Annotated in this window: 28 protein-coding genes; 16 read left to right on the forward strand and 12 right to left on the reverse strand. The window is 63.7% G+C overall.

Annotated elements, in window-relative coordinates; all coding sequences use genetic code 11:
• From NKJ06_RS25930 to NKJ06_RS25945, 4 genes are all read right to left on the reverse strand, one after another.
• The coding region (locus tag NKJ06_RS25930) for a hypothetical protein (protein WP_352811085.1) at positions 1 to 1,917 on the reverse strand (1,917 nt) is incomplete at its 3' end.
• A gap of 57 nt (positions 1,918 to 1,974) precedes the next feature.
• Entirely contained in the window at positions 1,975 to 4,797 is a 2,823-nt protein-coding gene (locus NKJ06_RS25935) for a DUF4159 domain-containing protein (RefSeq protein ID WP_352811087.1), read from the reverse strand.
• Positions 4,794 to 5,786, reverse strand: coding sequence for a DUF58 domain-containing protein (locus NKJ06_RS25940; protein ID WP_352627577.1), 993 nt, complete (start codon positions 5,784 to 5,786; stop codon positions 4,794 to 4,796). Before NKJ06_RS25940 ends, NKJ06_RS25935 begins: the two co-directional genes overlap by 4 nt.
• Entirely contained in the window at positions 5,786 to 6,790 is a 1,005-nt protein-coding gene (locus NKJ06_RS25945; RefSeq protein ID WP_352627578.1) for an AAA family ATPase, read from the reverse strand. The genes NKJ06_RS25940 and NKJ06_RS25945 overlap by 1 nt, the downstream gene beginning before the upstream one ends.
• A gap of 141 nt (positions 6,791 to 6,931) precedes the next feature.
• Here NKJ06_RS25945 and NKJ06_RS25950 point away from each other — a divergent pair, with 141 nt between their 5' ends.
• The 3 genes from NKJ06_RS25950 to NKJ06_RS25960 are packed head-to-tail and all read left to right on the forward strand — an operon-like array spanning position 6,932 to position 9,452.
• Positions 6,932 to 7,561, forward strand: coding sequence for a DUF1285 domain-containing protein (locus NKJ06_RS25950; protein WP_352627579.1), 630 nt, complete (start codon positions 6,932 to 6,934; stop codon positions 7,559 to 7,561).
• Complete coding sequence (locus tag NKJ06_RS25955; RefSeq protein WP_352627580.1) at positions 7,561 to 8,193, forward strand: CoA pyrophosphatase; 633 nt, start codon at positions 7,561 to 7,563, stop codon at positions 8,191 to 8,193. The genes NKJ06_RS25950 and NKJ06_RS25955 overlap by 1 nt, the downstream gene beginning before the upstream one ends.
• Positions 8,190 to 9,452 carry a CCA tRNA nucleotidyltransferase gene (locus NKJ06_RS25960; RefSeq protein WP_352627581.1) on the forward strand — a complete coding sequence of 421 codons (1,263 nt, stop codon included), beginning with the start codon at positions 8,190 to 8,192 and terminating at the stop codon, positions 9,450 to 9,452. The genes NKJ06_RS25955 and NKJ06_RS25960 overlap by 4 nt, the downstream gene beginning before the upstream one ends.
• Before the next feature lie 55 nt (positions 9,453 to 9,507).
• Here NKJ06_RS25960 and NKJ06_RS25965 read toward each other — a convergent pair whose 3' ends face one another.
• The 5 genes from NKJ06_RS25965 to hemF all read right to left on the reverse strand — a co-directional run bounded on the left by NKJ06_RS25965 (position 9,508) and on the right by hemF (position 13,314).
• Complete coding sequence (locus NKJ06_RS25965; RefSeq protein WP_352627582.1) at positions 9,508 to 10,557, reverse strand: S8 family serine peptidase; 1,050 nt, start codon at positions 10,555 to 10,557, stop codon at positions 9,508 to 9,510.
• Between the two features lie 18 nt (positions 10,558 to 10,575).
• A complete protein-coding gene (locus NKJ06_RS25970; protein WP_352627583.1) occupies positions 10,576 to 11,154 on the reverse strand; it encodes a hypothetical protein in 579 nt (192 codons plus the stop codon).
• Between the two features lie 257 nt (positions 11,155 to 11,411).
• Positions 11,412 to 11,597, reverse strand: coding sequence for a DUF1059 domain-containing protein (locus NKJ06_RS25975; protein WP_023760708.1), 186 nt, complete (start codon positions 11,595 to 11,597; stop codon positions 11,412 to 11,414).
• A 230-nt stretch (positions 11,598 to 11,827) separates the two neighbouring features.
• The gene (locus tag NKJ06_RS25980) at positions 11,828 to 12,088 is read right to left on the reverse strand and encodes a DUF1344 domain-containing protein (RefSeq protein ID WP_352627584.1); all 261 of its coding nucleotides are present in this window, start codon (positions 12,086 to 12,088) and stop codon (positions 11,828 to 11,830) included.
• A 311-nt stretch (positions 12,089 to 12,399) separates the two neighbouring features.
• Positions 12,400 to 13,314, reverse strand: coding sequence for an oxygen-dependent coproporphyrinogen oxidase (hemF, locus tag NKJ06_RS25985; RefSeq protein WP_352627585.1), 915 nt, complete (start codon positions 13,312 to 13,314; stop codon positions 12,400 to 12,402).
• 168 nt (positions 13,315 to 13,482) lie between these two features.
• On the opposite strand from hemF, the gene NKJ06_RS25990 reads away from it, so the two are divergent.
• Positions 13,483 to 13,740 (forward strand): hypothetical protein, encoded by a 258-nt coding sequence (locus NKJ06_RS25990; protein WP_023770299.1) that lies wholly within the window; start codon positions 13,483 to 13,485, stop codon positions 13,738 to 13,740.
• A gap of 30 nt (positions 13,741 to 13,770) precedes the next feature.
• On the opposite strand, the gene soxR is transcribed toward NKJ06_RS25990, so the two are convergent.
• Both soxR and NKJ06_RS26000 read right to left on the reverse strand, forming a co-directional pair.
• Complete coding sequence (soxR, locus tag NKJ06_RS25995; protein ID WP_352627586.1) at positions 13,771 to 14,214, reverse strand: redox-sensitive transcriptional activator SoxR; 444 nt, start codon at positions 14,212 to 14,214, stop codon at positions 13,771 to 13,773.
• Between the two features lie 131 nt (positions 14,215 to 14,345).
• Positions 14,346 to 14,804, reverse strand: a complete 459-nt coding sequence (locus NKJ06_RS26000) for a tRNA (cytidine(34)-2'-O)-methyltransferase (protein ID WP_352627587.1) — start codon at positions 14,802 to 14,804, stop codon at positions 14,346 to 14,348.
• Between the two features lie 284 nt (positions 14,805 to 15,088).
• On the opposite strand from NKJ06_RS26000, the gene NKJ06_RS26005 reads away from it, so the two are divergent.
• From NKJ06_RS26005 to NKJ06_RS26045, 9 genes are all read left to right on the forward strand, one after another.
• The gene (locus tag NKJ06_RS26005; RefSeq protein WP_352627588.1) at positions 15,089 to 15,643 is read left to right on the forward strand and encodes a hypothetical protein; all 555 of its coding nucleotides are present in this window, start codon (positions 15,089 to 15,091) and stop codon (positions 15,641 to 15,643) included.
• Positions 15,644 to 15,671: 28 nt separating this feature from the next.
• Positions 15,672 to 17,558 carry an ABC transporter ATP-binding protein gene (locus NKJ06_RS26010; protein WP_352627589.1) on the forward strand — a complete coding sequence of 629 codons (1,887 nt, stop codon included), beginning with the start codon at positions 15,672 to 15,674 and terminating at the stop codon, positions 17,556 to 17,558.
• Between the two features lie 10 nt (positions 17,559 to 17,568).
• Positions 17,569 to 19,452 carry an ABC transporter ATP-binding protein gene (locus tag NKJ06_RS26015; protein ID WP_352811110.1) on the forward strand — a complete coding sequence of 628 codons (1,884 nt, stop codon included), beginning with the start codon at positions 17,569 to 17,571 and terminating at the stop codon, positions 19,450 to 19,452.
• Positions 19,453 to 19,529: 77 nt separating this feature from the next.
• Positions 19,530 to 19,946: a GNAT family N-acetyltransferase gene (locus tag NKJ06_RS26020; RefSeq protein WP_352811092.1), complete on the forward strand. Its 417-nt coding sequence runs from the start codon at positions 19,530 to 19,532 to the stop codon at positions 19,944 to 19,946.
• A gap of 1 nt (position 19,947) precedes the next feature.
• Positions 19,948 to 20,259, forward strand: coding sequence for a DUF6665 family protein (locus NKJ06_RS26025; protein WP_352811094.1), 312 nt, complete (start codon positions 19,948 to 19,950; stop codon positions 20,257 to 20,259).
• Positions 20,260 to 20,571: 312 nt separating this feature from the next.
• A complete protein-coding gene (locus NKJ06_RS26030) occupies positions 20,572 to 21,444 on the forward strand; it encodes a hypothetical protein (protein WP_352811095.1) in 873 nt (290 codons plus the stop codon).
• Positions 21,441 to 21,737, forward strand: a complete 297-nt coding sequence (locus tag NKJ06_RS26035; protein WP_352811097.1) for a hypothetical protein — start codon at positions 21,441 to 21,443, stop codon at positions 21,735 to 21,737. Before NKJ06_RS26030 ends, NKJ06_RS26035 begins: the two co-directional genes overlap by 4 nt.
• Positions 21,734 to 21,994 carry a hypothetical protein gene (locus tag NKJ06_RS26040; RefSeq protein ID WP_352811100.1) on the forward strand — a complete coding sequence of 87 codons (261 nt, stop codon included), beginning with the start codon at positions 21,734 to 21,736 and terminating at the stop codon, positions 21,992 to 21,994. Before NKJ06_RS26035 ends, NKJ06_RS26040 begins: the two co-directional genes overlap by 4 nt.
• Before the next feature lie 89 nt (positions 21,995 to 22,083).
• Positions 22,084 to 22,395: a DUF6665 family protein gene (locus NKJ06_RS26045; RefSeq protein ID WP_352811102.1), complete on the forward strand. Its 312-nt coding sequence runs from the start codon at positions 22,084 to 22,086 to the stop codon at positions 22,393 to 22,395.
• Between the two features lie 57 nt (positions 22,396 to 22,452).
• Here the strand turns inward: NKJ06_RS26045 and NKJ06_RS26050 are convergent, their stop codons facing one another.
• Positions 22,453 to 22,797 carry a cupin domain-containing protein gene (locus NKJ06_RS26050; RefSeq protein WP_352811104.1) on the reverse strand — a complete coding sequence of 115 codons (345 nt, stop codon included), beginning with the start codon at positions 22,795 to 22,797 and terminating at the stop codon, positions 22,453 to 22,455.
• Positions 22,798 to 23,111: 314 nt separating this feature from the next.
• On the opposite strand from NKJ06_RS26050, the gene petA reads away from it, so the two are divergent.
• The 3 genes from petA to NKJ06_RS26065 are packed head-to-tail and all read left to right on the forward strand — an operon-like array spanning position 23,112 to position 25,890.
• On the forward strand, positions 23,112 to 23,672 hold the full coding sequence (gene petA, locus NKJ06_RS26055) for a ubiquinol-cytochrome c reductase iron-sulfur subunit (RefSeq protein ID WP_352627595.1): 561 nt from the start codon (positions 23,112 to 23,114) through the stop codon (positions 23,670 to 23,672).
• 16 nt (positions 23,673 to 23,688) lie between these two features.
• Positions 23,689 to 24,990, forward strand: coding sequence for a cytochrome b (locus tag NKJ06_RS26060; protein ID WP_352811106.1), 1,302 nt, complete (start codon positions 23,689 to 23,691; stop codon positions 24,988 to 24,990).
• 27 nt (positions 24,991 to 25,017) lie between these two features.
• Positions 25,018 to 25,890 carry a cytochrome c1 gene (locus NKJ06_RS26065; protein ID WP_352811108.1) on the forward strand — a complete coding sequence of 291 codons (873 nt, stop codon included), beginning with the start codon at positions 25,018 to 25,020 and terminating at the stop codon, positions 25,888 to 25,890.
• The last annotated feature ends 124 nt before the right edge of the window (positions 25,891 to 26,014 follow it).

Genomic DNA, 26,014 nt, shown 5'->3' on the forward strand with positions numbered 1-26,014 from the left:
CACCGGCACGATGGAAGGCAGCGTCACGTCGCTTCCAAGGGCCGTGGATGACGCCAGCCGGCGCACGCTGCCGCCGGTGGCTTCCGCCGGCGCCTTCAGCCGGTTTTCGGTGGAAATGACATCGGCGAACTCCGGTGCGTTGACCGGGCCGACATGGGCGAGCGCCGTCAGGTCGCCATTGGCGACCTGGTAGAGGCCGATCTCGCTGGTCTCGACGCTGCCGAGGAAGACGCCGGGCTCGGATTTCTCGAGCTTGACGGTCAAGGTCTTGCCGGACGGGGTGATGATCTGGGCGGGGCCGGGATCGTCGGCCATTGTCTGGCGACGGATTTCCAGCACCATGCCGCGACCGTCGGCGGTCAGGCGTTCTTCCTCAAGCTCGGGCTCCTTCATCAGCCAGTGCGCGATGCGCCGGTAGAGCTGGACGTGCGGGCCGCCGCCTTCGAAGCCGCGCGCCCACAGCCAGCCCTGGTCGGACAGAAGCATGCCGACGCGGCCTTCTCCCTTGCGGTCGAGCAATAGCAAGGGCCGGTTGTCGGCGCCCTTCATCACCACTTCGCCTTCGGGATTCTGCACCCCTATGGTGCGGAACCAGCGGCTCCAGTGCGGCGGTTCGGTGGCCGAGCCATCCAGCCCACGCGTCACCGGGTGGCGCTGGCCAAGATCGGTGAGGCTTGGATAGAAGGCCTTGTCGACAACTTCGCCGGTCGGCATCGCCGGCAGGGCCGACATCAGCGGCGTGCGCGCGATCGAGCTTTCGCCGGCATATTCGGGGCCGGCGGCGATCAGCAGCGCGCCGCCCTTTTCGACATATTCGGAGATGTAGTCGTAATAGAGGATCGGCAGCACGTCGCGGTGCTGGTAGCGGTCGAAGATGATGAGGTCGAAATCCTTGATCTTCTCGACGAACAGCTCGCGGGTCGGGAAGGCGATCAGCGACAATTCATTGATCGGCGTGCCGTCCTGCTTCTCCGGCGGCCGCAGAATGGTGAAATGGACGAGATCGACCGAGGCGTCGGATTTCAACAGATTGCGCCAGGTGCGCTCGCCGGCATGCGGCTCGCCGGAGACGAGCAGCACGCGCAGGTTCTCGCGGATGCCGTCGATGAGCGCGATGGCGCGGTTGTTGGTGTCGGTCAGCTCGCCCGGCTCGCGGTCGATGGCGAGTTCGACGATGTTGCGGCCGGCGGCGGGAATGGTCACCTGCAGCGGCATCGCCTGGCCGACGGTGGCGTGCTCGACCGCGACCTGCTCGCCATTGACCGAGACGCGCACGTCGACCGGACCGGTCTCGTTTTCGGTCGAGATGACGCGGTAGGTCATGTCGAGCGGTTTGCCGACAAGGCCGAAGCGCGGCGCGTTCTCGAAGCGGATGCGGCGATCCTTTTCGTGGTCGTTGCCGGTGATCAGGGCATGCAGCGGGGCGTTGAAATCGGGGGCGCCCGGGGGCGCGTCATGGACCTCGCCATCGGTGATCATGATGGCGCCGCCGATGCGGGACGGCGGCACGTCGCGGAACGCGCCCTCGAGCGCACTGAACAGCCGCGTTTCGGTGCGCTCTTCGGCGGCCTCGGACTTGCCGGCCTCGACGACGCGCACGTCGAACTGCTTGAAGCGGCCAAGACGCTGCTCCAGCCCCGTCAGCGCCTCGTCGGTTTGTTTCGTGCGGTCGCCGATATCCTGGCTCTGGCTACGGTCGACAACGAGGGCGACAATGCTTTTCAGCGGCTCGCGCTCCTCGTTGAGGAATACCGGGTTGAACAGGGCGGCGGCGAGCGCCATCAAAGCGATGAAGCGGAAGACTGAGCCGCGCTGGCGAAACCACAGGCCGATCAGCGCCAGCAGCGCCAACGGCACCAGCGCCAAGGCCAGCAAGGGCCAGGAGATCAGCGGTTCGAAGGAGATTGACCAGTTCATTCCTTACCCTCCCATTTGGGAGGGTTGATCCGCGGAGGTGCAACAAAAGACATCATTCTACTGCCCCAACCGTTCGAGCAGTATCGGCACGTGGACCTGGTCGGATTTGTAGTTGCCGGTCAGCATGTACATCATGATGTTGACGCCAGCACGCAGTGCGTAGATGCGCTGCATCGGGTCCGCCGGCACGGTCGGCAGCAGTGGATCGCCATTCTCGTCGACCGCCCAGGCGCCGGCGAAATCATTGGCGGTGATCATGATCGGCGAGACGCCGTCGCCAGTGCGCACCGGCCGGTTCTCGGCATTGCTGGCTTCGAGCGATGCCTCGACCCAGAGCGGGCTACCTGCAAAGCGGCCGGGGAATTCGGGCAGGATAAAGAAGGATTTCGTCAGCACGTGGTCGGACGGCACCGGCTCCAGCGGCGGGACATTGAGGCTGCCGAGGATGTCGCGCAGCCGCTCCGTCGCCGGGCTGGTCGAATCGGCGCCGATACCGTTGGCGAACTGGTCGCGGGTGTCGAACAGCACCGTGCCGCCCTGCTGCATATAGGCGTCGATGCGGGCGATCGCGGCCTGGCTCGGCATCGGTGCAGCCGGATCGATCGGCCAGTAGATCAAGGGATAGAACGACAATTCGTCCTTGGAGATGTCGACGCCGGCCGGTGCGCCCGGTTCCAGTGCCGTTTTCTCGACCAGGAAGCGGGTCAGGCCCTCGAGCCCGGCGCGGCTAATCGAATCGTCGCCCGGCACGCCGGTCAGCACATAGGCTATGCGGGTCTTCGAAATCGCCTCTATTGCGACCTCGTCGCCCGGCTTGGCGTCATCGGCGCGGGCGAGATCGGCATGGCCGAACAAGGCACCGAGCGCAATCAGGATCGCTGTGGTCGTGGCCATGGCAGCAGTACGGCGCGGCCGGCGGGTAAACAGGCCGCCTATCCAGAACACAGCCAGCGTGTCGAGCAACATCAGCACCAGGGCAGCCGCGACCAGCGTGCCCTTCAAATTGCGCGATTCGTCGAAGGCATACTGGATTGATGTGACCGGAACAGTGATCTGCGGGCGTGCCAGCGGTGTCAATGTGCTGTCGGCTTCAAGCAAATTGTGGGCAAACACACCCGTCTCGGAACCATAGAGGCCGGGCGGGTTCTCAAATGTTACCGGCAGGGCGCCGGCGCCCGGCACCAGGGGCCGTGCGTCCGGCGTTGGCGGCACCAGCGAGCCGTCGGCCGCAATCATGCGATAGGGCGCCAGCGAGGTGGCGGCAGCTTCGGCATTGGCGATAGCCGCGCCCTGGTTGCGCGACAGCTGCACGATGCGGCGCAGCATCTCGACGAAGCTGCCCGAGATCGGCAGGTTCGACCAGGTCGCCTCGGGCGTGACGTGGAACAGCACCAGCGTGCCCTTGCCTTTCTTCAGTCCGGTGACCAGCGGCGTGCCGTCGGCAAGGGCCGCCCAGGTGCGCTCGACGATGTCGGGCGTCGGCTCGGCCAGCACCTGCCTGCTGACGGTGACCTCGGTCGGCGGAGCGAGATCGGCGAACGGGCCGGCCTTGGGGAATTCGGTGACCTGCTGCGGCGACGTCCATGACAGCGCGCCGCCGAGCGAACGTTCGCCGGTGCGCAGGCGAACCGGCAGCAGATCGTCGTCATTGCCGGCAGCGGCCAGCCGCGACCCGGCGAAACGCACCAGCGTGCCGCCATTGTCGACCCAGTCGACCAGCCTTTGCCGGACCTGTGCGGGAATGGTGCCGATGTCGGCCATGATGATCATCGCCGGCCTCTGGTCGAGGATCTGCGGGATGGCGTCGGCGAGGTCGGCGCTGGAGGGTTCGACCAGATCGGCGAAGGGCTGCAGCGCGCGCCTGATGTAGTAGAGCGGCGACAAAAGCGGCTGCGCCTGGTCGGCCTCGGCCTGCGACAACAGCCCGACGCGGCGGCGCTTGGAGCTTTCATCGAGGACGCGCACCGCGCCGGCCTGGCGCTCGCCGTCGAGCGCGATCGAGGCGAAGTCGTTGCGCAGCTCGAACGGTACCGCCACGGTGCCGGTGGCTGTGGTTTCGCCCGGCGAAAAAGTCAGCGTCGCATCGGCGATGCGGCGGCCCTTGTCGTCGAATGCGCCGGCGGTGACCTGCGCCGGGGCAGGGTCGCCCGGCGCGCGGATGGCCGTCAGGGCAAAGCCGTCGACTTGGTTGTCGGCGGCGGTCAGGCCGGTCAGCGACAGCCTGTCGGCGGTTGCCCAGACGACACGGGCGGCATTTTTCGACAAAAGCGTGTTGAAGGCGGCCTCGTCGCCCTTGGCCGCAAGGCCATCGGCGAGCACGGCGACACTTGCGCCGGGTAAGGTCTCCAGCACGCCGGCGACGCGGGCATAGACGGCGGGCCGGTCGGTCGGGATCGGCCGCGGCCTGGCGGCGCGCAGCCGGTCAAGGGCGGTGGCGGCATCGAAGGGGCCGACCTCCGCATTGGGTTTTTCGGCCGTGAAGGCGATAATAACAGGCACGCCGTTCGAGCCGGCATCGTTGATCAGCCGCTCGGCGGTGGCGACGCGCTTGCCCCAGTCGGCGGCACTGGCCCAGTCATTGTCGATGACGAGCGCGAGCGCCGCACCCTCGGCCGGCAGCTTTTCGCGCGGGTTGAAGACCGGGTCGGCCAATGCGGCCACGATGAGGGCGGCCATCAAGAGCCTGAGCAGCGTCAGCCACCACGGGCTCTGCTGCGGCGTCTCCTCGCGCTTCAACACCCGGGCCAGGATCTTCAGCGGCGGGAAGATCTCGGTCTGCGGCTTGGGCGGCGTCAGCCGCAACAGCCACCAGATCACCGGCAGCGCCAGCAGGCCCCACAGCACCATGGGGGCGCCAAAGGAGAGCGGCAGCCAGCTCATGCGCTGATCTTTCCGGCACGACCGCCTACGGTCGGCCTGGGCTGATCGCCACTGGCGATCATGCTGGCACGACCGCCACCAGCGGTCGGCCCGACAGAGGGACCATCGGCGGTCATCGCCATGTGCAGGCGCACCAGCGCGTCGGAAGCCAGCCGATCGGTGTGGTTGACGGTAAAGCTCCAGCCGAGGCGCTTGCACCAGGCGGCCAGTTCGTGGCGGCGGGCGGTATAGAGCAGGCGATACTCGTCACCCAGGATTTCGGCGCGGCCGGCGGTCAGCTTGTCGCCGGTCTCGGGATCGGTGAACTCGGTGCGGCCGGCATAGGGGAAGGTTTCCTCGGCCGGGTCGGCGACCTCGATCAGGTGGGCGCGCACGCCGTGGCGGGCAAGCACGTCGAGCCAAGCCATCGTCTCCTCTACGGGATCGAGGAAATCGCTGACGACAACGATGTCGCAGAAGCGTCGGATATCGGACAAATCGGGTTTTGCGGGCAAGTCGCCGGCATGCATGAGCTGAGCGGCGATGCGCTCGGCGCCGTTGCGGGCGGTGAACGGATCGGTGAGGCCGGGCCAGGCGATGCGCTCGCCGCTGCGCGACAACAGCTCTGCCATGGCCAGCGCCAGCACCAGCGCGCGCGATTGCTTGGAAACGCTGGCGCCGGTCGATTTGTAGAGCATCGAGGGCGAGGGGTCGGCCCATAGCCAGACCGTATGGGCGGCTTCCCATTCGCGGTCGCGCACATAGGTATGATCGTCGCGCGCCGAGCGACGCCAATCGATGCGTGAGGAATCGCCTTCGACATAGGGCCGGAACTGCCAGAAATTCTCGCCGATGCCGCGCTTGCGGCGGCCGTGCCAGCCGGCGATTACGGTGTTGACGATGCGGCGCGCCTCGACCAGCAGGTCGGGCACAAGCGAGGCCCGCAACCGGCCACGGGCGAGCGCGTCGCGCGTCGCTGCCGGAGCCTGGACCTCGCCAATACGCGCCATCAGATACCTTTGGCCAGTTTCGCCACCACGTCGCGCACGCTGGTGCCTTCGGCTCGGGCGGCGAAGGTCAGCGCCATGCGGTGCTGCAGCACCGGCTCGGCCAGTGCGCGGACATCGTCGATCGAGGGCGCCAGCCGCCCGTCGTAGAGCGCACGCGCCCTGGTGCACAGCATCAGCGCCTGGCTGGCGCGCGGGCCAGGGCCCCAGGCGACATGCTTGTCGGTCTCGGCATTGCCCTGGCCGGGACGCGCCGAGCGCACCAGCGTCAGGATCGCCTCGACGACGCTTTCGGGCACCGGCATGCGGCGGATCAGCGTCTGGATCTCCTTCAGCCGCACCGGCTGCAGCACATTCTGGGCTTTCGCGTCCTCGATGCCGGTGGTTTCGAGAAGGATGCGGCGCTCCGCCTCGATTTCGGGATAGAGGATGTCGACCTGCATCAGGAAGCGGTCGAGCTGGGCCTCGGGCAGCGGATAGGTGCCTTCCTGCTCCAGCGGGTTCTGCGTCGCCAGCACGTGGAAGGGCGCTGGCAGGTCGTAGCGGGCGCCGGCAATGGTGACGTGATACTCCTGCATCGCCTGCAGCAGCGCCGACTGGGTGCGCGGCGAGGCGCGGTTGATCTCGTCGGCCATCAGAAGCTGGGCGAAGATCGGCCCGGCGATGAAGCGGAAGGAGCGCTTGCCGATCTCGTCCTGCTCCATCACCTCGGAGCCAAGGATATCGGAGGGCATCAGGTCGGGGGTAAACTGGATGCGGCGGGAATCGAGGCCGAGCACGATGCCCAGCGTTTCGACCAGCTTGGTCTTGGCGAGGCCCGGCACGCCGACCAGCAGCGCGTGGCCGCCGGCCAAAAGCGCCACCAGCGTGCGCTCGACGACGCTCTCCTGGCCGAAGATGACCCGGCCGACCCCGTCGCGGATCCTGGAGATGTCGGCCAGCGCTTTCTCGGCCTCGGCGATCATGTCCGTTTCGCTGATCGGGCTTTCCTTGACCATTACGCTCATGCCGCATCGATCCTTGTGGTTGGAAATACCTGCCTGCAGCATACCATGACTGCCGCGATTCGGCCTCGCCTAGCGTCTGCATCAGAATTTAAATCACAGACTTAGGCTGACAAGCGGAACAACAGTGACTATTTCGTGACCATGACGGGACCCTTGGAACATCGTGAAGAAGGCCTGACGACCGCCACCGAGGCGCGGGGGCTCGAGGCGCTGATCTCGCGCGCGGCCCGCGCCGGCAAGGGCGCAGCACCCGTCGAGCGCTGGAATCCGGACTTCTGCGGCGATCTCGACATGGAAATCAAGGCCGACGGCACCTGGTTCTACCTGGGCACGCCGATCGGGCGCATGCCGCTGGTGCAGCTTTTCTCCTCGGTGCTGCGCAAGGATGCCGACGGCAGGACCTATCTGGTGACACCGGTGGAAAAGGTCGGCATCCGCGTCGCCGATGCGCCTTTCATCGCCGTCGAAATGGATGTTTCTGGCGACGGCGACGCGCAAATCATCACCTTCCGCACCAATGTCGGCGATGTGGTCGAGGCCGGACCGGAGCGGCCGTTGCGCTTCGTCGACGAGAACGAGACCGGCGGGCTGAAGCCCTATGTACTGGTGCGCGGCCGGCTCGAGGCCTTGGTTGCGCGGCCGGTGATGTATGAGCTGGTCGGACATGGCGAGGAGGTCGAGATCGGCGGCAAGACCATGTTCGCGGTGCGCTCGAAGAATGCTGTGTTCCCGATCATGCCGGCGGACCAGTTGAAGCGGCTGAGCGCGTGATGGACCAGGTGTCGCCGGCGCCATTTTCATCCGCGGATTTTCGCGCGCGCTTTGCCGCGCAGCCGGATGCGCATGCCGGGGACGACTATGGCGATCATCGCTTCAACCCCGGTCACCCACGCCTTAACCAGGGCAAGGCGCTGCGCGATGCGGCGGTGCTGATCCCGGTGGTCGATCACGAAGGCGATGCGACGGTTCTCCTGACAAAACGAGCCGAAAAGCTGCGCAACCATTCGGGGCAGGTGGCCTTTCCCGGCGGCACCATCGATCCCACCGATCCAAGCCCGGAGGCCGCGGCGCTGCGCGAGACCTTCGAGGAGATCGGCCTTGGCCAGGATGGCATCGAGGTCATCGGCCGCATGCCCGACTATGTCGCCGGCAGCGGCTACCGCATCGCACCGGTTCTCGGCATCGTGCAGCCGGGTTTCCAACTCACCTTGAATGCCGACGAGGTCGATGCTGCCTTCGAAGTGCCGCTGCGCTTCCTGATGGACCCGGCTAATCACAAGCGCGACAGCCGCATGTGGAACGATCTCGAATGGTTCTTCTACGACATGCCTTATGGCGACCGGCGCATCTGGGGCGTCACCGCCGGCATCATCCGCACGCTCTATGAAAGGCTCTATGCGTGAGTGTCTCGATCGCGGGCAGGGCCGACTGGCTCGGCGACAAGCATCTGCAGCGCCTGCTGGCCGCACTGGCCGAGGGCGGCGAAGAGGCGCGTGTCGCGGGCGGCGCCGTGCGCAACACGCTGATGGGCCAGCCGGTCGCCGACATCGACATCGCCACCACGTGCTTGCCTGAGGAAACCATCCGCCGCGCCGACGCGGCGGGCTTCAAGGCGGTGCCAACCGGCATCGAGCATGGCACGATCACGGTGGTCGCCGGCGGCAAGCCCTATGAGGTCACCACCTTGCGCGCCGACATCGAGACCGACGGGCGGCGCGCCAAGGTGTCGTTCGGGCGCGACTGGAAGCCTGATGCCGAGCGGCGCGACTTCACCATCAACGCGCTCTATGCCGAGGCCGATGGCAGGGTTGTCGACCTGGTCGGCGGCGTCGCCGACATCGAGGCACGCCGGCTGCGCTTCATCGGCGATGCGGAAGCGCGCATCCGTGAGGATTATCTGCGCATCCTGCGTTTCTTCCGTTTCTTCGCGTGGTACGGCGATGGCCGGCCGGACGCCGAGGGACTGAAGGCCTGTGCCCGGCTGAAGGAAGGGTTGGCCCAGCTTTCGGCGGAGCGCATCTGGTCGGAACTGAAGAAGCTTCTGTCAGCACCTGATCCCTCGCGGGCGCTGCTCTGGATGCGGCAGGCTGGTGTGTTGACCGCCGCGCTGCCGGAAAGCGAGAAATGGGGCATCGATGCGATCCACGGGCTGACCAAGGCCGAGAAGGATCTGGGCTGGGCACCTGACCCGCTGCTGCGGCTGGAAGCGATCGTGCCGCCGGATGCCGCGCGCACGAAGACGCTCGCCGAGCGGCTCAAATTTTCGACTGCCCAAGCGGATCGCCTGCGCCACTGGGCGCTTGCCACCGCCGTCGAGCCGAAGACGACCGAGGGCGAGCTGGCGAAGAGGCTCTATCGCGGCGACCGGCAGGGGTTTGTCGACCGGCTCAGATTGTCGCTCGCCGGGGCACGGGCGCGCGCTGTCGAGGACACCGACGCGCTGCTTGAAGCCGGCGGGTTTTCGCGGCTGCTGGCCTTCGCGCTCAAATGGAAAAAACCGGTATTCCCGCTGAAAGGCGCCGATCTGACGGCGCTCGGCGCAACGCCAGGACCGAAGCTGGGCGAAATCCTCAAGAACCTCGAGGCGGAATGGATCGAAACGGGATTTGCGCCTGATCGCGACGCACTGCTTGATCGCGCCGCGAAGGCACTGGAAACCTAGGCCTTGGCTCGAAGTCTGTGCTCCGTGACGGTCTAATGTCGTCGAACGAGCGAAGCTACCTGATTGCCACGGGAGCCAGGGCGCGTGAAAGGCTCGCTTCGCCCTTGCCGTACATGGAAGCACTATAGTTGACCAGGGTGTCGGTACGAGCCGTATTGAGCAGATCGTTGGTGATCTGGGTCGGCGTGGCCTTGGTGAATTTGCTGCCTAGTATCGCCGCATATCCTGAAATGATCGGCGCTGCGAAGGAGGTGCCATATAGGCCTGTCTTGCTCCCATCGACGCCAACCACAAGAAAGTGGCTTTGCACGAGCGGGTCGGAGCCGGCATAGTTGGAGTACCAGGCAAGCTGGGCCTTGTTGGTTGTTGTGCCGTTCGTCGACAGGGCGCCGACGAAGACCGCAGAGGCTTTGCCAACCAAGGCGATGTCGAGATAGTCCTGCTGACCGCTTGTGACACCGCCCACGGCAACCGAATCATTGCCCGCCGCCTTCGAAACAAAGGCCGACCCTTTGGTGGCATAGGAGATGATGGAGGCTTCCTCGGCGCTCCATCCGATCTGGTTCGAACTGTAACCGGCGTTGGCGTACATGCCATAGCTCAGATTGAGCACGTTCAGGCCACGCGTCAGGCTGACGGCCGAACTGGTTGAAAAGTCCTTCGACCTGATGGTCGCCAAGGGCGCGATCATGCTGGCTTCCTCGCGCGTCCACTCACCGTGGCGCTGGGTTTGAACCCCGACACCGAAATTGCCCGAGAAGCGCGATGTACTGGAGAAATCGTCGACAATGGTAATCGTGACGCCCTTGCCCTTGTACCCCGCGGCCCATGCCGCGCCGACGTCGGGGCTCATCCACCCCTGCACCGCCTGTGTGGTCGCAGCCGGTATCGTTGCACTCGCGCATGTGGATCGGCCGCCGCCGTGACACAGCGCGGCCATCTCATCCGCATTGACCGCCTCCTGTGCCGAAGCCATCGGCGCCGACAGGGTGGTGAGAGCCGCAACGATAACGAATTTCAAGCAACTACCGGACATGCTCTTACTCCGTTCAAACAGGAACCAGGGCGGGCGAACGTGAATTTCGGGACGAGATGATTTTCTCATTTGCATCCTCCCCGGTGATCAGAAAGTAACACGGTAATTCAGCCAGAGGTGCTGGCTCTCCGGTTTAGCGTTAACCAGATATTTCAAAGTTTCCTCTGGTGCCATCTCGCTGGCCGCGAGCCGGCAATTGACGCTGTAAGTACCGAAATCGCCGTAGTTCGCTTCGCATGGCTTTTCGGTAAGCTTGCCGCCGAGGGTCGTGGTGAGCGACAAGGAAAGAGTGCTGTTCGGACCCGGATGCATCTGCGTGAGGAAACCCAGCTTTAGGCTGGGCTCGATGCGATATTTCTCACCTTCTTCTCCGGTGCCAAATCCCCAGAGGATGCCGGTGTCTTCCGTGATCTGGGTCAAAAGTTCGACATGCATGTCGACCCAGCTTGCGTGGTACCATTGGTTGAACGATATCCGGCTTCCGTCCTGCAGTTCATAACCGCCGCCGCCAAGGCCGCGCGCGCGATCGCTGAGCGGCGAGCCTTGATGGAGGTCGACCAGCGATGTGGTCACTTCCTGGGCTATCGCCGGAGACGCTGAAAGGAGCCCGTACAGCAGGAGCGCCGTCGTGCGGAAACTCACTCGATTGCCGGACTTTTCGCGCATGCGCGAAACACCTCGCCCCACCGATCCCGGACCAGTGCCTGGTGGCGACGGGCTTCTCTTGCAGCCCCACTGTAGCCGGATTATCTACCCCGACAGTTGCACGGGGTCGGTTACCGCAGGGTTTATTTTAGCTGAGGAAAATATAATTCTTTGACCTGCGTGTCTTGCCGGCAGAACGTCCGCGATGGCGCTTCTCGACCAACCTTGAAGTGCCAACGCGGCTTGTTGGTGTTGCGGATGAATCCGAGCGGCAAATGCTAGGCCGCGTCGCGGGTCTTTTCGATGCGCGAGCGGATCGCCTCGATCATCGTCTCGCGGATGACCGTCTCGCCATGGGTCTCGCGCATGTGCTCGACGACACGGCGCATGACCTCGGCCTCCTCATCGGCACGTGTGTGCCAGTCACAGCCGGGCACGAGCGACCCGCAGTGAAATTCCTTCATGCGATTTCTCCTTTTCCTCCGTGGAGCCCGATCGAGGCTCCGGCACTTTCTTGGCTCATGGTCCGATTTCAGGGTTGAATCCGCGGAGCCGCGAGCGGGTGGAAAGCATAACACAGATGGGGTGGTATCGGTTGCCGTCAACGGCAAAAAGGGCGAAACAGCTCTGCTCCGCCCTTTCGCGCTAGCCCGAAGCAGGACCAGACATCATCTTGCCCTGCTTTGGCAGGCCATCACTTCGCGATCTTGACAGCCTCGGCGATTTTTTTCTTGCCGCTCATGTCCCAAGAGACGCGGACCTTTTCGCCGGTCTGCAGGCCAGGATCCTTGAAGGTCTTGGAAAGCGTAAAAGACGATCCGTCATCAAGGACAAGGCTCTTGGCCGCTGCGTCAAAGGTCTTGATCGTGCCGGTGGTGTGCTTGACGGCGGCGAACGCCACCGAACCGGAAGCGAGAAGGGCAGCGGCTGCAGCCGAAACAATGATCTTGCGCATTGCAAAGTACTCCTGGAAGGGGCGGGCATCCTTTTTGACGAAGGTGTCCCGCATCGTCTGGGCCGTCCGGTCGCGTCGGGTCGCGGCTCGCTTGTTTTGAGGCAATTCCGAACGGAAAACCGTTTCACACTTTCCTGGAATTGCTCTCGGGCGAACCGCCGGCGCTTCCCGACCCGGCGCCACAAATAGGCCAGCCTTTTCAATAGCCTATTAGACGAAAAAGAAATTTTTCACCGCACCGCGTGCCACATTCCATGCCCATTTCGCGCAAATGGGACATCAATGCGGCTCACGCCGCGCTCACCAAATTGTTACGGCCAGCGAACCTCTGGCGGCAGGCTAGAGAGGATTGCCGCGACATTGCCGCCGGTCTTCAGTCCGAAGATGGTGCCGCGATCGTGAAGCAGATTGAATTCGACATAACGGCCGCGGCGGATGAGCTGTTCGTCGCGGTCACCGTCGGTCCAGTTCTCGTTGAAGTTGGCGCGTACGAGGTGGCCATAGACGACGAGAAAAGAGCGGCCGACATCCTGGACGAAGTTGAAATCAGCATTCCAGCCACCCTTGTCTTCGCCCGAATGCAGCCAATCGAAAAAGATGCCGCCGGTGCCGCGGGGCTCATTGCGGTGCGATAGATAGAAGTACTCGTCGCACCAGGCTTTGAATTTCGGATAATCGGCCACCGCGACGTTCTTCTCGCAGGCGAATTGCATCGCGCGGTGGAAGGCGACCGTGTCGGGGTCGTCCTGGGTGCGGCGGCGGTCGAGCACGGGCGTCAAATCGGCGCCGCCGCCGAACCATTGGCGCGAGGTGACGACCATGCGCGTGTTCATGTGCACGGCCGGAACGTTGGGGTTCCAGGGATGCGCGATCAGTGAAATGCCGGATGCCCAGAAGCGCGGGTCTTCCTCGGCGCCGGGCATCTGCTTCCTGAATTCGGGCGAGAACTCGCCATGGACGGTCGAGGTGTGGACGCCGACCTTCTCGAAGACGCGGCCGTGCATCATCGACATGGTGCCGCCGCCGCCCTTACCTGCGTCGCGTTCCCATGGCGTCTTTTCGAAACGGCCTGGCGACCATGAGGCCAGTGGCCCGCCAAGATCCTGCTCGATCTGCTCGAAGGTGGCGCAGATGCGTTCGCGCAGCGCCTCGAACCACAGTCGCGCCTTCATCTTCTTCTGTTCGATGTCGGCGGGCAGGCCTGCCGGTATTTCGGGTCGTTCCAAGTGCCGTCTCCGGTTGTGGGCGGCGAGCCCTACAAATGACTCGTCTTTTGCCGGCGCGATCCCTAATCTCTTAGGGGCAAGGGTCAAGTCACTTTGGTTTTGCGCATGATCCTTTCCGAAACTCGATTCCGATTTCGGGGTCATGCGCTAGGTGCAAGGAGTTGTTTCGTGCGCACCCCGGCAAGACCACCGCTGGATGGCCTGAAGAAAAGGCTCGACCAAAGCCGGGCCGAGCGCGCGCGCATGCCGCGCGACGGTTTCCTGCGCGAGACCTTCGTGCTGCCGCGCTCCGATGCGCGGCTCAAGGCCAAGGAATGGTTCGAGCGCTTTCCCAAGCAGGCCTACTGGACCGAGATCGAAAGCTGGTTCGAGCGGCCGGGCGACCTGATCGAGTTCACCATCAGGCGCTTGCCGGCGGCTGACTGAAGCGCGCTTTCCTCCACGAGGGGAGGGTGCTCAGCCTGCGACCAACCGCCTCGCGCCGGTGCCTTCCCTTGCCAGCCGGTCGCCCTTGTTGCGCAGCGGGCATTTGTCGATCGACATGCAGCCGCAGCCGATGCAGTCGGTCAGCCCGTCGCGCAGTTTCTTCAGCTGGGCGATCTTGTGATCGAGCCCGTCGCGCCAGGCGGTTGACAGCAGGTTCCAGTCATCGCGCGTCGGCGTGCGGCCCTCGGGCAGCGATGCCAGGGCCGTGCCGATCTCGGCCAGCGAGATGCCGACCTCTTGCGCCACCTTGATAATCGCCACGCGCCGCAGCACGTCGCGGCCGTAGCGGCGCTGGTTGCCCGACGTGCGGTGGCTGCGGATCAGGCCGCGGGCCTCATAGAAATGCAGCGCCGATACCGCGACACCGCTGCGCATGGCCACCTGGCCGACCGTCAATTCCGTTACCGGTGCCATCTCTGTTTTTCGTCCCGATTTTTCCGCTTGACCTCAAGTTAAGTTGAGCTTGTAGCGAAGAAACCCAGGATCTGCAAACGAAGGAGAAGGCGATGTGCGCCTGGGTCAAGATGACGGGAGACGGAGTGCCGTTATCCCAGTTGCCGGATGGCTTCGCCCGCCACCATGGCGACGGAAAGCGCGACGTTGATGCTGCGCGCCGCGCCCTGCATGGGGATGGTCAGCCGCGCATCCGCCGCCTGATGAACGGGATCCGGAACGCCTGCGGATTCGCGGCCAACCAGAAGGATGTCGCCATCGGCGAAGGCAAAGCTGGTGTAAGCGGTCGTGGCTTTGGTCGACAGCAGCACCAGCCGGTGTGCGCGGGCTTTGCGCCAGTCCTCGAAGGCGTGCCAGTCGACATGCCGGGTCAGAGCAGCCATTTCGAGGTAATCCATCCCGGCTCGCTTGAGCGCTTTGTCGGAAAGCGGAAAGCCGGCCGGTTCAATGATATCTACGCCGAGCCCGAGGCAAGCGGCGAAGCGCAGGATTGTCCCGGTGTTGCCGGCGATATCCGGCTGGTAGAGCGCGATGCGGAGACGACAGTTCATTTCCGCGTCTTTCTAATAAGTGGCAAATCGGCCACAGCGGGCTCGCGGTTTTGGAAATTGCTGGACCTGCGGGTGGCCATTTTCTGCGAAGTCGGGTATGTCAGCTCCATTGTCAACCCGAACCGATGGAGGGGTAATTCATGATGACCATGCACATCCAGCGCCCCTCTCGTGGGCTTACCTGCCTGCCGGCGGCTTCGGTACGACAATTCTCCTGACTCTCTAAGACTTGATCGCACCGATTCCCGCCGAAACGATTTTTCGGCTCTCGAAGGAATCCTGCGATGTTTTTCAAAAAGTCAAAAGGGCTGAACGCCCCACCTGAGCATGTCCAGACCGATGCCTATCGTGTCCAGACCGACGCAATGCGTGCCTCCGGCCGAATGCCGGCGGACGATGTTGCTTCGCCTTTTTATCTCTATTTTCACACGGAGGACGGACCGATGTTCGATCCCTACAGAATACCCGGCTCAAGGAGCCTGCATATTCACCGACTGCCGACTTGGGCGCTGCTGATCGGCGACACCTATTCGTCGGCGGTTCACGCCGAGATCCGCCGCCGGCCGCATCGCGGCATGCTGCCGGATGTCGATTTCTCGCACGCGGTTCCCGACCCGAGCCGGCCGTCGCTGGTGCGCCGGATCATCCGGCTGATCAGGCCCGGTGCGAAAATCCGGATCGTGAACAGTGCGCCGTCAGGATCGTCAGGCACAGCTGTCGGCGAAAAGCCCGCGAGCCCCTATATTGCGCGAAGCAGGGCCGACGGTCCGGATGATTCCGGACCGTCGGCCCTCGGCGCCGTGCGGTCCGGGGACTTCGTACGCTCCCGCGCCGCATAAGCGGAAAACAGATTTGTGAGCATGGCCTATGTTGTTGTTTAGCTGGTTTGAAAGACGGCTCGATCCGTTCCCCGCGGCGGAACCGGTCGAGCCGCCCAGGACGCTGGTTGCCTTCTGCGTGCATTATACGCGCGGCGCCTGGCCCTATATTCTTCTCGACGCGGTGCTGGTGACGGCGATCGCGATTGCGGAAGTGTGGATGTTCGGCTTCCTCGGCCGCATCGTCGACTGGCTGTCGGGTCAGAATCGCGAAACCTTCCTGCAGACGGAAGCCTGGAAGCTCGCCGGCATGGCCTTCATCGTGCTGTTCGCGCTGCCGGGTACGGTATGGCTGCATTCGCTGCTCAACCAGCAGACGCTGATGGGCAACTATCCCATGCGCATTCGCTGGCAGGTGCACCGCTACCTGCTCAAGCAGTCGATGAGCTTCTACCAGGACGAGTTCGCCGGCCGCATCGCCACCAAGCTGATGCAGACGGCGCTCGCCGTGCGCGAATGCGTCATCAAGCTGATCGATGTCCTGAACTACGTCATCGTCTATTTCCTTGGCATGCTGTTCATCGTCGGTTCGGCCGACTGGCGGCTGGCGGCGCCGCTCGGCGTCTGGCTGGTCGGCTACATCCTGTTGCTGCGCTATTTCATCCCGAAGCTGGGCAAGGTCGGCGAGGAGCAAGCCAATGCGCGCTCGACCATGACCGGCCGCGTCGTCGACAGCTACTCCAACATCCAGACGGTCAAGCTGTTCAGCCATGCACGCCGCGAAGCGTCGTTTGCGCGGGAAGGCATGGCCGGCTTCCTGCAGACGGTCTACCGGTCGATGCGGCTGGTGACGGTGCTTTTCGGCCTGCTCTACATCATGAATTCGCTGCTGCTGTTCTCGGTCACGGCGATGGCGCTGTGGCTGTGGCTCGGGCAGTCGGTGACGATCGGTGCGGTCGCCGTGGTCATCGGTCTGGTGCTCAGACTATGGGGCATGTCGCAATGGATCATGTGGGAAATGTCGGGCCTGTTCGAGAATATCGGCACGGTGCAGGACGGCATCGCCTCGATCTCGTTGCCGCGCCTGGTCGAGGACAGGCCGGGTGCGAAGGACATCGCCGTTTCCAGGGGTGAAATCCGCTTCGAGGACATCCGCTTCCACTATGGCAAGCAGAAAGGGGTGATCGAGAACCTGTCACTGGCGGTGAAGCCGGGCGAAAAGGTCGGTATCGTCGGCCGTTCGGGCGCCGGCAAGTCGACGCTGGTCAATCTGCTGCTGCGTTTCTACGACCTGGAGAGCGGAAAGATCCTGATCGACGGCCAGGAAATCGCTGCTGTGACGCAGGATTCGCTGCGCGCCCAGATCGGCATGGTCACGCAGGACACCTCGCTGCTACACCGTTCGGTGCGCGAGAACATCCTCTATGGCCGGCCTGATGCCTCGGAAGAGCTGCTTGTCGAGGCAGCGGGGCGCGCCGAAGCATTGGATTTCATCGCTGGGCTTTCGGACGCCAAAGACCGCAAGGGCTTCGATGCCCATGTCGGCGATCGCGGCGTCAAATTGTCCGGCGGCCAGCGGCAACGCATCGCCATTGCTCGCGTTATGTTGAAGGACGCACCTATACTTATCCTTGACGAAGCGACCTCGGCGCTTGATTCCGAAGCCGAGGCGGCGATCCAGGAGAATCTCTACAAGCTCATGCAAGGCAAGACCGTCATCGCCATCGCGCACCGGCTGTCGACCATCGCGGCGATGGACAGGCTGGTGGTGATGGACAAGGGCCGTGTCATCGAGGAAGGTTCGCACGAGGAACTCGTCGCCCGAGGCGGGCTCTACGCGCAGCTCTGGCAGCGTCAATCGGGCGGGTTCCTGCTTGAGGACATCCCGACCGATGTCGCCAATGATGCACTTGCAAAGGGGCAAGCCGCAGAATGATGGCCGCCGCATGATGACAGGCGTCTATCGCTGGTTCGAGAACTGGGTCTATCCGTTCAGGGAGCCAGCGAATCTTCGGCCACCGACCAGCGTCGGCGGCTTTCTCTGGCACTATGTCGGCCAGGCGAAGTTCGCCTTCTTCGCCATGCTGGTCATCGGCGGCATCGCGCCGCTGGTCGAGGCCGGCCTGTTCTACTTCGTCGGGCGGCTGGTCGACATTCTCGACCAGCTTCCCGCCGAGCGCAGCTGGCATTCTCTGTGGAACGCCGCCGGCCCTGAACTGGTGTTCATGATCGCGGTCGTGCTGGTCATCCGCACCATCGTCGTCGGCCTGTCGGCGCTGGTCGACGAACAGACGATCACGCCAGGCTTCTACAATCTGGTGCGCTGGCAGGCGCACCGGCACGTGTCGCGCCAGTCCTACGCTTTCTTCCAGAACGATTTCGCCGGCCGCATCGCGACCAAGGTCTGGCAGGCGGGGCAAGCGACCGGCGACCTGATGGAAAGCTTCATCGAGGTCGTCTGGTTCATGATAGTCTACACGGTGACGACGCTGGCGCTGGTCGCTGGCCTCGATCTCAGGCTGGCGGTGCTGGTGGTGATCTGGATTTCCGCCTTCGGTTGGTTGGCCAAACTCTATCTGCCGGCAATCCGCAAGCACGCGGAGGAAACCGCCGAGGCCGGCTCGATGATCACCGGCCGCATCGTCGATTCCTATTCCAACGTGCAGACGCTGAAACTGTTCTCGGCCGACGGCGACGACCGCTACATCAAGAATGGCTTCGACATCTATCTCGACGCGCTGCGCCCGTTCACCCGTCGGCTGACCGGCGTGCGCATGGCGCTGACGACGCTGTCGGGCATCATGATCACCGCGATCGGCTGCTTTGCCGTGTATCTCTGGGTCGAAGGCTCGATCACGGTTGGGGCGGTCGCCTTCACGCTGTCGCTGGTGCTGCGGCTCAACATGCTGCTCGGCCGGCTGATGATGCAGCTCAACAGCATATTGCGGAACCTCGGCGTGCTGGAAAACTCCAAGGCGTTGATCTCGCAGCCGCTTGGCCTGGTCGATGCACCCGACGCGAAGGAGCTCATGGTGGCCGGCGGACGCATCGCGGTGAAGAACGTCGAATTCCATTACGGCAAAGGGTTCGGTGTGCTCGACGGCATCGACCTCGTCGTGCGGCCGGGCGAGAAGGTCGGGCTGGTCGGGCCGTCGGGTGCCGGCAAGACCACGCTCGCCAATCTGATCCTGCGGCTCTACGATCTGGAAGGCGGGTCCATCACCATCGATGGCCAGGACGTCTCTGAGGTGACGCAGAATTCGCTGCGCGCCAATATCGGCGTCGTCAGCCAGGACACGGCCCTGTTCCACCGTTCGCTGCGCGACAACATCAAGCTCGGCATGCCTGACGCGACCGACGCTGAGGTGATCGCAGCGGCGAAAAAGGCCGAGGCGCATGAGTTCATCCTCGGCTTGCGCGACAACAGGGACCGTGCCGGCTACGAAGCCTTTGTCGGCGAGCGCGGCGTCAAACTGTCGGGCGGCCAGCGCCAGCGCGTGGCGATCGCCCGCGTCTTCCTCAAGGACGCGCCGATCCTGATCCTCGACGAAGCGACCTCGGCGCTCGATTCCGACATCGAGGCGGCGATCCAGGAGAATCTGACGCGGCTGATGGAAAACAAGACGGTCATCGCCATCGCCCACCGGCTGTCGACGATCGCAGCACTCGACCGGCTGGTGGTGCTCGACGGCGGCCGCATCGTCGAGCAAGGCACGCATGACCAATTGGTGGCGCTCGACGGGCTCTATGCGCGGCTTTGGAAGCGGCAGTCCGGCGGTTTTCTCTATCACGAGGACAGCGTGCTCGAAGAGACACGCCCGGCGGAGTAGGGCATGGGCGGATCGCCAGAGGTCATTCCAGAGATCGGCCCCGGGGCAGCTACGTGCTCCAGCGGCTCCGGCCGACCATGCCGGCCTTCGATACACTGAAGCAGGAAAGCCGGTTGGAAGGCTACTGGATGCTGGTGCGCCTGGCGGATGGCTGGGCGAGCGGCCGCAACAAGTTCCTGAAGCGCGGTGAGGCGCTGTACGGAGCCTGGCATGGCCGGGAACTCGCCGGCGTGTGCGGATTGAACATCGATCCTTATTTCGAGGGCAGGGGCCACGGCCGGGTCAGGCACCTGTTCGTCAGTGCACGGCACCGTCGCACCGGTCTTGGCCGGATGCTGGTCGAGACCGTTATCGACAGGGCACGTCGCCATTTCACCGTACTGAATACCCGCGCCCCGCGAGAAGCCTTCGGCTTCTATGAGCGGCTTGGCTTTCTGCCGGTGGAAGGCGAAGAATTCGTCACACACCGCATGGTCTTCAGGAAAGGAGGCTGAAATGTCCTTGCGTCCGCCACCTCATTTAGCCGGCGCCTCGGCTGCCGAGGCCGCCTTCGACGCGCTCGGCCACGAAATATTGGCGGAAAAGGCGGCCGCACTCGGCCGCGCCGGCAAACGGGTCGAGGAAACGCTGGCCAAGCTGCGCGAGAATGCCGACGAGCAACTGCGTCCCCGGCTTCTCAAGGAGGCGGCCGAGGCGGTGCACGGCCATTTCATTCAGCGCGAGCTGTGCGGGTTGCGTAGGCATGACGCCGTCATCCGGGAATACAACATCCCGAAGGCTGTGCTGGCCAGGCTCGGAGCGAAATAGCTCTTTGGTTTGACTATGATCTTTCCGAAAACAAGTGTGGGCCAAGCCATCCATTTGAGACTACAACTCAAAGTTTCGAAGGGTCCACGCTTTTCGGCACCAATTCGGCACCCCATCCACCCCACTCCGGCTGAGACTTGCACTCGCGGCGTCAGCGAAACCGGTCCTCGAGCAGGGCCGGCCTCGCGCTGGGCTCTTTCTTTTCCGATATTTCTGCGGAAATCTTGCAATTTCCTTCCGCATAAAATACTTATGACGAATCGTCGGCGTGGCAACTTCGCGTCATTTGGCAGGTGTAAGAGGTAAAACGCTATGGACGACAACGACAAGAACGAAGCAATGCGGGTGGCGGCGCTCGCGACTCTGACGAGCGTTGAGGCGACATTGGAGGGTTCGATCAAGAGCCTTCGTATCGCGATCTCGCTACTGAAGGGCACCACGGTGCCGCCGGCCATTGGCCCTATCGAGGCGGTGCGCCAGTTTCGCGCGGCCAACCCGACTGCGGCCACGGCCGACGCCGTCGCCGCGCTGGAGCCGCTCGGCTACAATCGCGCGACGATCAGCACGCAAATGTCGCGCCAAGCGCAGGACAAGCCGGCGCCCGAAGAGAGGCCCATGCGCAACGGCGTCATCCGTCCGCGCCCGGACACGCTCTGCGGGCGGGCTTGGGCGGTGGCCGATGAACTTGCGGCCTACTCGGTCACGCCATCGACCGCCGATGTCATCGCGCACGGTGTCAGCCGTGGCCTCAACCCCGGCAACTTGCGCACCGAGTTCACCTATTGGAAGAAGTTCCATGGGCTCGGCAAGCGCACGGGGCCTGAGCCGGAAATGGTGCTGCCTGAGGGCGGCGACATGATTGACGCGCCGGTCGCCTACATCTGGGCATTCCATAAGGCCAACCCCGGAATGTCCCGCGAGGCAAAGGTCACCGCGATGGTCGAGATGGGCATGGAGACCGGCACGGTCTTCACGCAGACGAGCCGCTTCTACAAATATGGCACGAACGAAGCGTTCCTCGCCAGCGAGCGGGAGAAGCGCGCGGCGAAGAAGGCGATCCTCGAAGCCGCCCGCGCCCTGAAGCCGCTTCAGGCCGGCGTGGCCGAGACGCTCACCGAGGTGGCCAAGGCCGCCGCCCCGGACATGGAAGCACCGGTCGCGCGTACACGGGAGTGGGCAGAATGATGACGGTCGAACTCGCCGACGAACTGCGCGGCATCACGGAGGTCACAGATCGGTGCTGGGCGTTCAACGCCCGGCCCGAGGTGGACGGCTGGACGATCAGCCGGCGCTCGGACTATTTGCACATGCGCCTCGGCGTCAACGCCCAGACCGCGGACTGCCAGACCTTTGGCTATCACTACTCGGGCGGCGACCGCGCCGTCTACCGCGTGCACCATGAGCTCTGCCGCTATGGCCGGCCCGATCCCTCCGTGCCGCGGGTCAGCAAGCACACGCGCATCGGGGCGGCACAATGACCGGTGGCATCATCGATGTGGTGGTCGACGCCGAGATCAGGATCGTCGACCCGGCCGCCGTCCACGACCAGCCCTATCGGAAGATGTATCTCCGCGCGAACGGCACCGCCTATACCGTCAAAGCCAAGCCGAAGAATCCCGACACCATTGCCGGCGCCATCAACTGGCTCCGGGCAGCGGCGACGCCGAAGGACAAGGCGATGAAGGCCGACATCGTTGCGGCTGGTGGGGCGACGCTCCGGTATTGGTTGCCCTGAATCCTGCATCTATGAGCGGCTTGGCTTCCAGCCAGTCGTGGGCGAAGAATTCGTCACCCACCGCATGATTTTCGGGAAAGGGGGCTGAAATGTCCTTGCGTCCGCCGTCTCATCTTGCCAACGCCTCGGCTGCTGAAGCCGCCTTCGACGCGCTCGGCCATGAAATATTGGCGGAGAAGGCGGCCTCACTCGGCCGCGCCGGCCAGCGGGTCGAGGAAACGCTGGCCAGGCTGCGCGACAATGCCGACGAGCAACTACGCCCCCGGCTGCTCAAGGATGCCGCCGAAGCGGTGCACGGCTATTTCATCCAGCGCGAGCTGTGCGGCTTGCGTAGGCATGACGCCGTCATCCGCGAATACAACATTCCGAGGGCCGTGCTTGCGAGGCTCGGCGCCAAATAACTCTGTCTTTGACCATAATCTTTCCGAAAACCGGTTCCCACTTTTCGGGATCATGGTCTAATCAAGCCATTCGGTGATGAAGCTGCCGTTCTCGTGGATGTCGGTCGTCTCCAGCGGACCGGGGCCGAGATTGGTGAATTTGTGCGGCGTGTTGGGCGGCACGATCAGGATCTGGCCGGCCGAAGCCTCGATCTCCTTGTCGCCGACGGTGAAAAGGCCGGTGCCCTGACGGATGATGAAGATCTCCGCATAGGGATGCGTGTGCAGCCGGGGACCGCCGCCAACATCAGGCAGGTAGTTGAAGATCAGGCAAGAGTTGGAGCCGTAGGCGCCGCATTGCAGTTCGCCCTTCCAGCGGTCGGTGCGAACGGCCCAGGTGTCGCGGTCTATGACATGTGCCATGATGGTAAGGATAGACCCGGCTGGCGCCTTGTGTCGAGGCGCACAAGGGCATCGGATTTGCGGTTGTTTCCCTGCTGTTTAGCGATGTTTGACGGCTATCCGGCGTCGCTTTGCACGGCGGCGGATTTTGTCCCCGCGACAATCTGCCCTTGTGCCTTGACCCGTCTGGACAAAAACGGGCTTCACGCATAAACCGAAGTCCAAATGCCGGAGGAATTCGCAAGCCTGTTCGCCATGCGCTGTCGGGTTGGCGTAGTTGGGCGGGGAACAAGGCTCAGCCACCGGCACGGAAGAGGCGAAAGGATCAGGCACCCGTGAGCGCAACCGACACCCAGGATCCCAACCGTCGTGATTTTCTCTACGTCGCCACCGGCATGGCCGCAGTGGTCGGCGCGGGTGCCGTCGCGTGGCCGTTCATCGACCAGATGCGCCCCGATGCCTCGACGCTGGCGCTCGCCTCTGTCGAGGTCGACGTCGCCTCGCTGACGCCGGGTATGTCGCTGATCGTCAAGTGGCGCGGCAAGCCTGTCGTGGTGCGCAACCGCACCGAACAGGAGATGAAGGACGGCGAGGCGGTCAAGCTGGCCGATCTCAAGGATCCGATCGCCCGCAACGCCAACCTTCCGGCCGACGCACCGGCGACCGACGCCAACCGCACCACGCCCGGCAAGGAGGCCTGGATGGTGATGGTTCAGGTCTGCACGCATCTGGGCTGCATTCCGCTCGGCCAGGAAGGCGATTTCGGCGGCTGGTTCTGCCCATGCCATGGCTCGGTATACGACACCGCCGGCCGCATCCGCAAAGGCCCGGCGCCCGAGAACATGGCGGTTCCGGTATTCAAGTTCATTTCCGATACCAAGATCCTTATCGGTTGAGGCAGGGGATATTTCGATGAGCGAGGGACACTCGACCTACACGCCCAAAACCGGTCTCGGACGCTGGGTCGACGCCCGCATGCCGCTGCCGCGGCTGGTCTATGACAGCTTCATCGCCTATCCGGTGCCGCGCAATCTCAACTATGCGTGGACCTTCGGCGGCATCCTGTCGATCATGCTGGTGGCGCAGATCCTGACCGGCATCGTGCTGGCCATGCACTACACGGCCGACACCAACCTTGCCTTCGGCTCGGTCGAGAAGATCATGCGCGACGTGAATTCGGGCTGGCTGCTGCGCTACATGCATTCGAACGGCGCCTCGTTCTTTTTCGTCGCCGTCTATATCCACATCTTCCGTGGCCTCTATTACGGTTCCTACAAGGCGCCGCGCGAGCTGCTCTGGATCCTCGGCTGCATCATCTACCTCTTGATGATGGCGACCGGCTTCATGGGCTACGTACTGCCTTGGGGCCAGATGAGCTTCTGGGGCGCCACCGTCATCACCGGCTTCTTCACGGCCATTCCGCTGGTCGGCGACTGGATTCAGCAGCTTTTGCTCGGCGGCTTCGCCGTCGACAATCCGACGCTGAACCGTTTCTTTGCGCTGCATTACCTGCTGCCGTTCATGATCGCCGGCGTCGTCGTGCTGCACGTCTGGGCGCTGCATGTCGTCGGCCAGTCGAACCCGACCGGCATCGAGGTCAAGTCGAAGACCGATACTGTTGCCTTCACCCCCTACGCGACCATCAAGGACGCGTTCGGCATGATCGTGTTCCTGTTCTTCTTCGCCTATTTCGTCTTCTACCTGCCGAACTATCTCGGCCATCCGGACAACTACACGGTCGCCAACCCGCTGAAGACCCCGGCCCATATCGTGCCGGAATGGTACTTCCTGCCGTTCTACGCGATCCTGCGCGCCATCACCTTCAATATCGGGCCGATCAACTCCAAGCTCGGCGGCGTGCTGTGCATGTTCGGAGCCATCGTCATGCTGTTCCTGGTGCCTTGGCTCGACACCTCTAAGGTGCGCTCGGCGGTCTACAGGCCCTGGTACAAGCTGTTCTTCTGGCTGTTCGTGGCCGATGCCATCCTGCTGGGCTGGCTGGGGTCGCAGCCGGCGGAAGGCACCTATGTGTTCATGGCGCAGATGGCGACGCTGTTCTACTTCGCCTTCTTCCTGGTCGCGCTGCCGGTGCTCGGTCTGATCGAGACGCCGCGAAGGCTGCCGAACTCGATCACCGAAGCGGTGCTCGACAAGAACAAGGGCGGCGGCGGACATCCGGCGGGCGCCACGGCCGCGCCAGAGACCAAAGGCTGAGCGGTAGAGAATCTAAGGGGATTTGGCATGAAAAAGATTCTCACCTCGCTGGCGCTGCTCGGCCTTGTGGCCGCCGGCACTGGGGCCGCGGGCACTTGGGCGATCGCCGCCGAAGAGGCCCACAACGCTGCGGCACCCACGCATTTCCCGATCGACGAGCCGAAGGAAATGAGCTGGAGCTTCACCGGCCCGTTCGGAACCTATGACAAGGCGCAGCTGCAGCGCGGCCTGAAGGTCTACAAGGAGGTCTGCTCGGCCTGCCATTCGATGAACCTGGTGGCGTTCCGCACGCTGTCGGACTTCGGCTATTCCGATGCCCAGATCAAGACGCTATCGGCCGAGTACACGATCCATGATGGCCCCAATGACGCTGGCGACATGTTCGATCGTCCCGGCAAGCCGTCCGACCATTTTCCGGCACCCTTCGCCAATGAGGAGGCCGCCGCCGCCTCCAATGGCGGTGCCGCTCCGCCCGACATGTCGCTGCTGGCCAAGGCACGCGGCGTCGAGCGCGGCTTTCCGCAATTCGTCTTCGACATCTTCACGCAGTACGACGCGGGCGGTCCCGACTATATCCATTCGCTGCTGACCGGCTACGACCAGACGCCGCCGGCCGGCATGGTGATCCCGGAAGGCACCCACTACAATCCGTACTTCATGTCCGCCGTGTCGCTGAAGATGCCCAAGCCGTTGTCCGATGGCCAGGTGACCTATGACGACGGCTCGCCACAGACCGTCGACCAGTATTCCCGCGACGTTTCCGCTTTCTTGATGTGGGCAGCCGAGCCGCATATGGAAGATCGCAAGAAGACCGGTTTCCGCGTGCTGGTTTTCCTGCTCCTGTTCGGCGCGCTGGTCTATCTCACCAAGCGCAAGGTGTGGGAAGGCGTGGCGCATTAAGCCATGCAATCAAATGATCGCAAAAAGGGCGCTGAGAGGCTAATGCAGTTCACTTAAGCAAAGTTGGGTAAGATTTTTCGATCAGGATGGGGATTCGTTCCCATCCTGGTTGTGTTTTTGATGT

This window comes from Mesorhizobium sp. M0293 (genome assembly GCF_040321735.1).
Classification (GTDB): Bacteria; Pseudomonadota; Alphaproteobacteria; order Rhizobiales; family Rhizobiaceae; genus Mesorhizobium.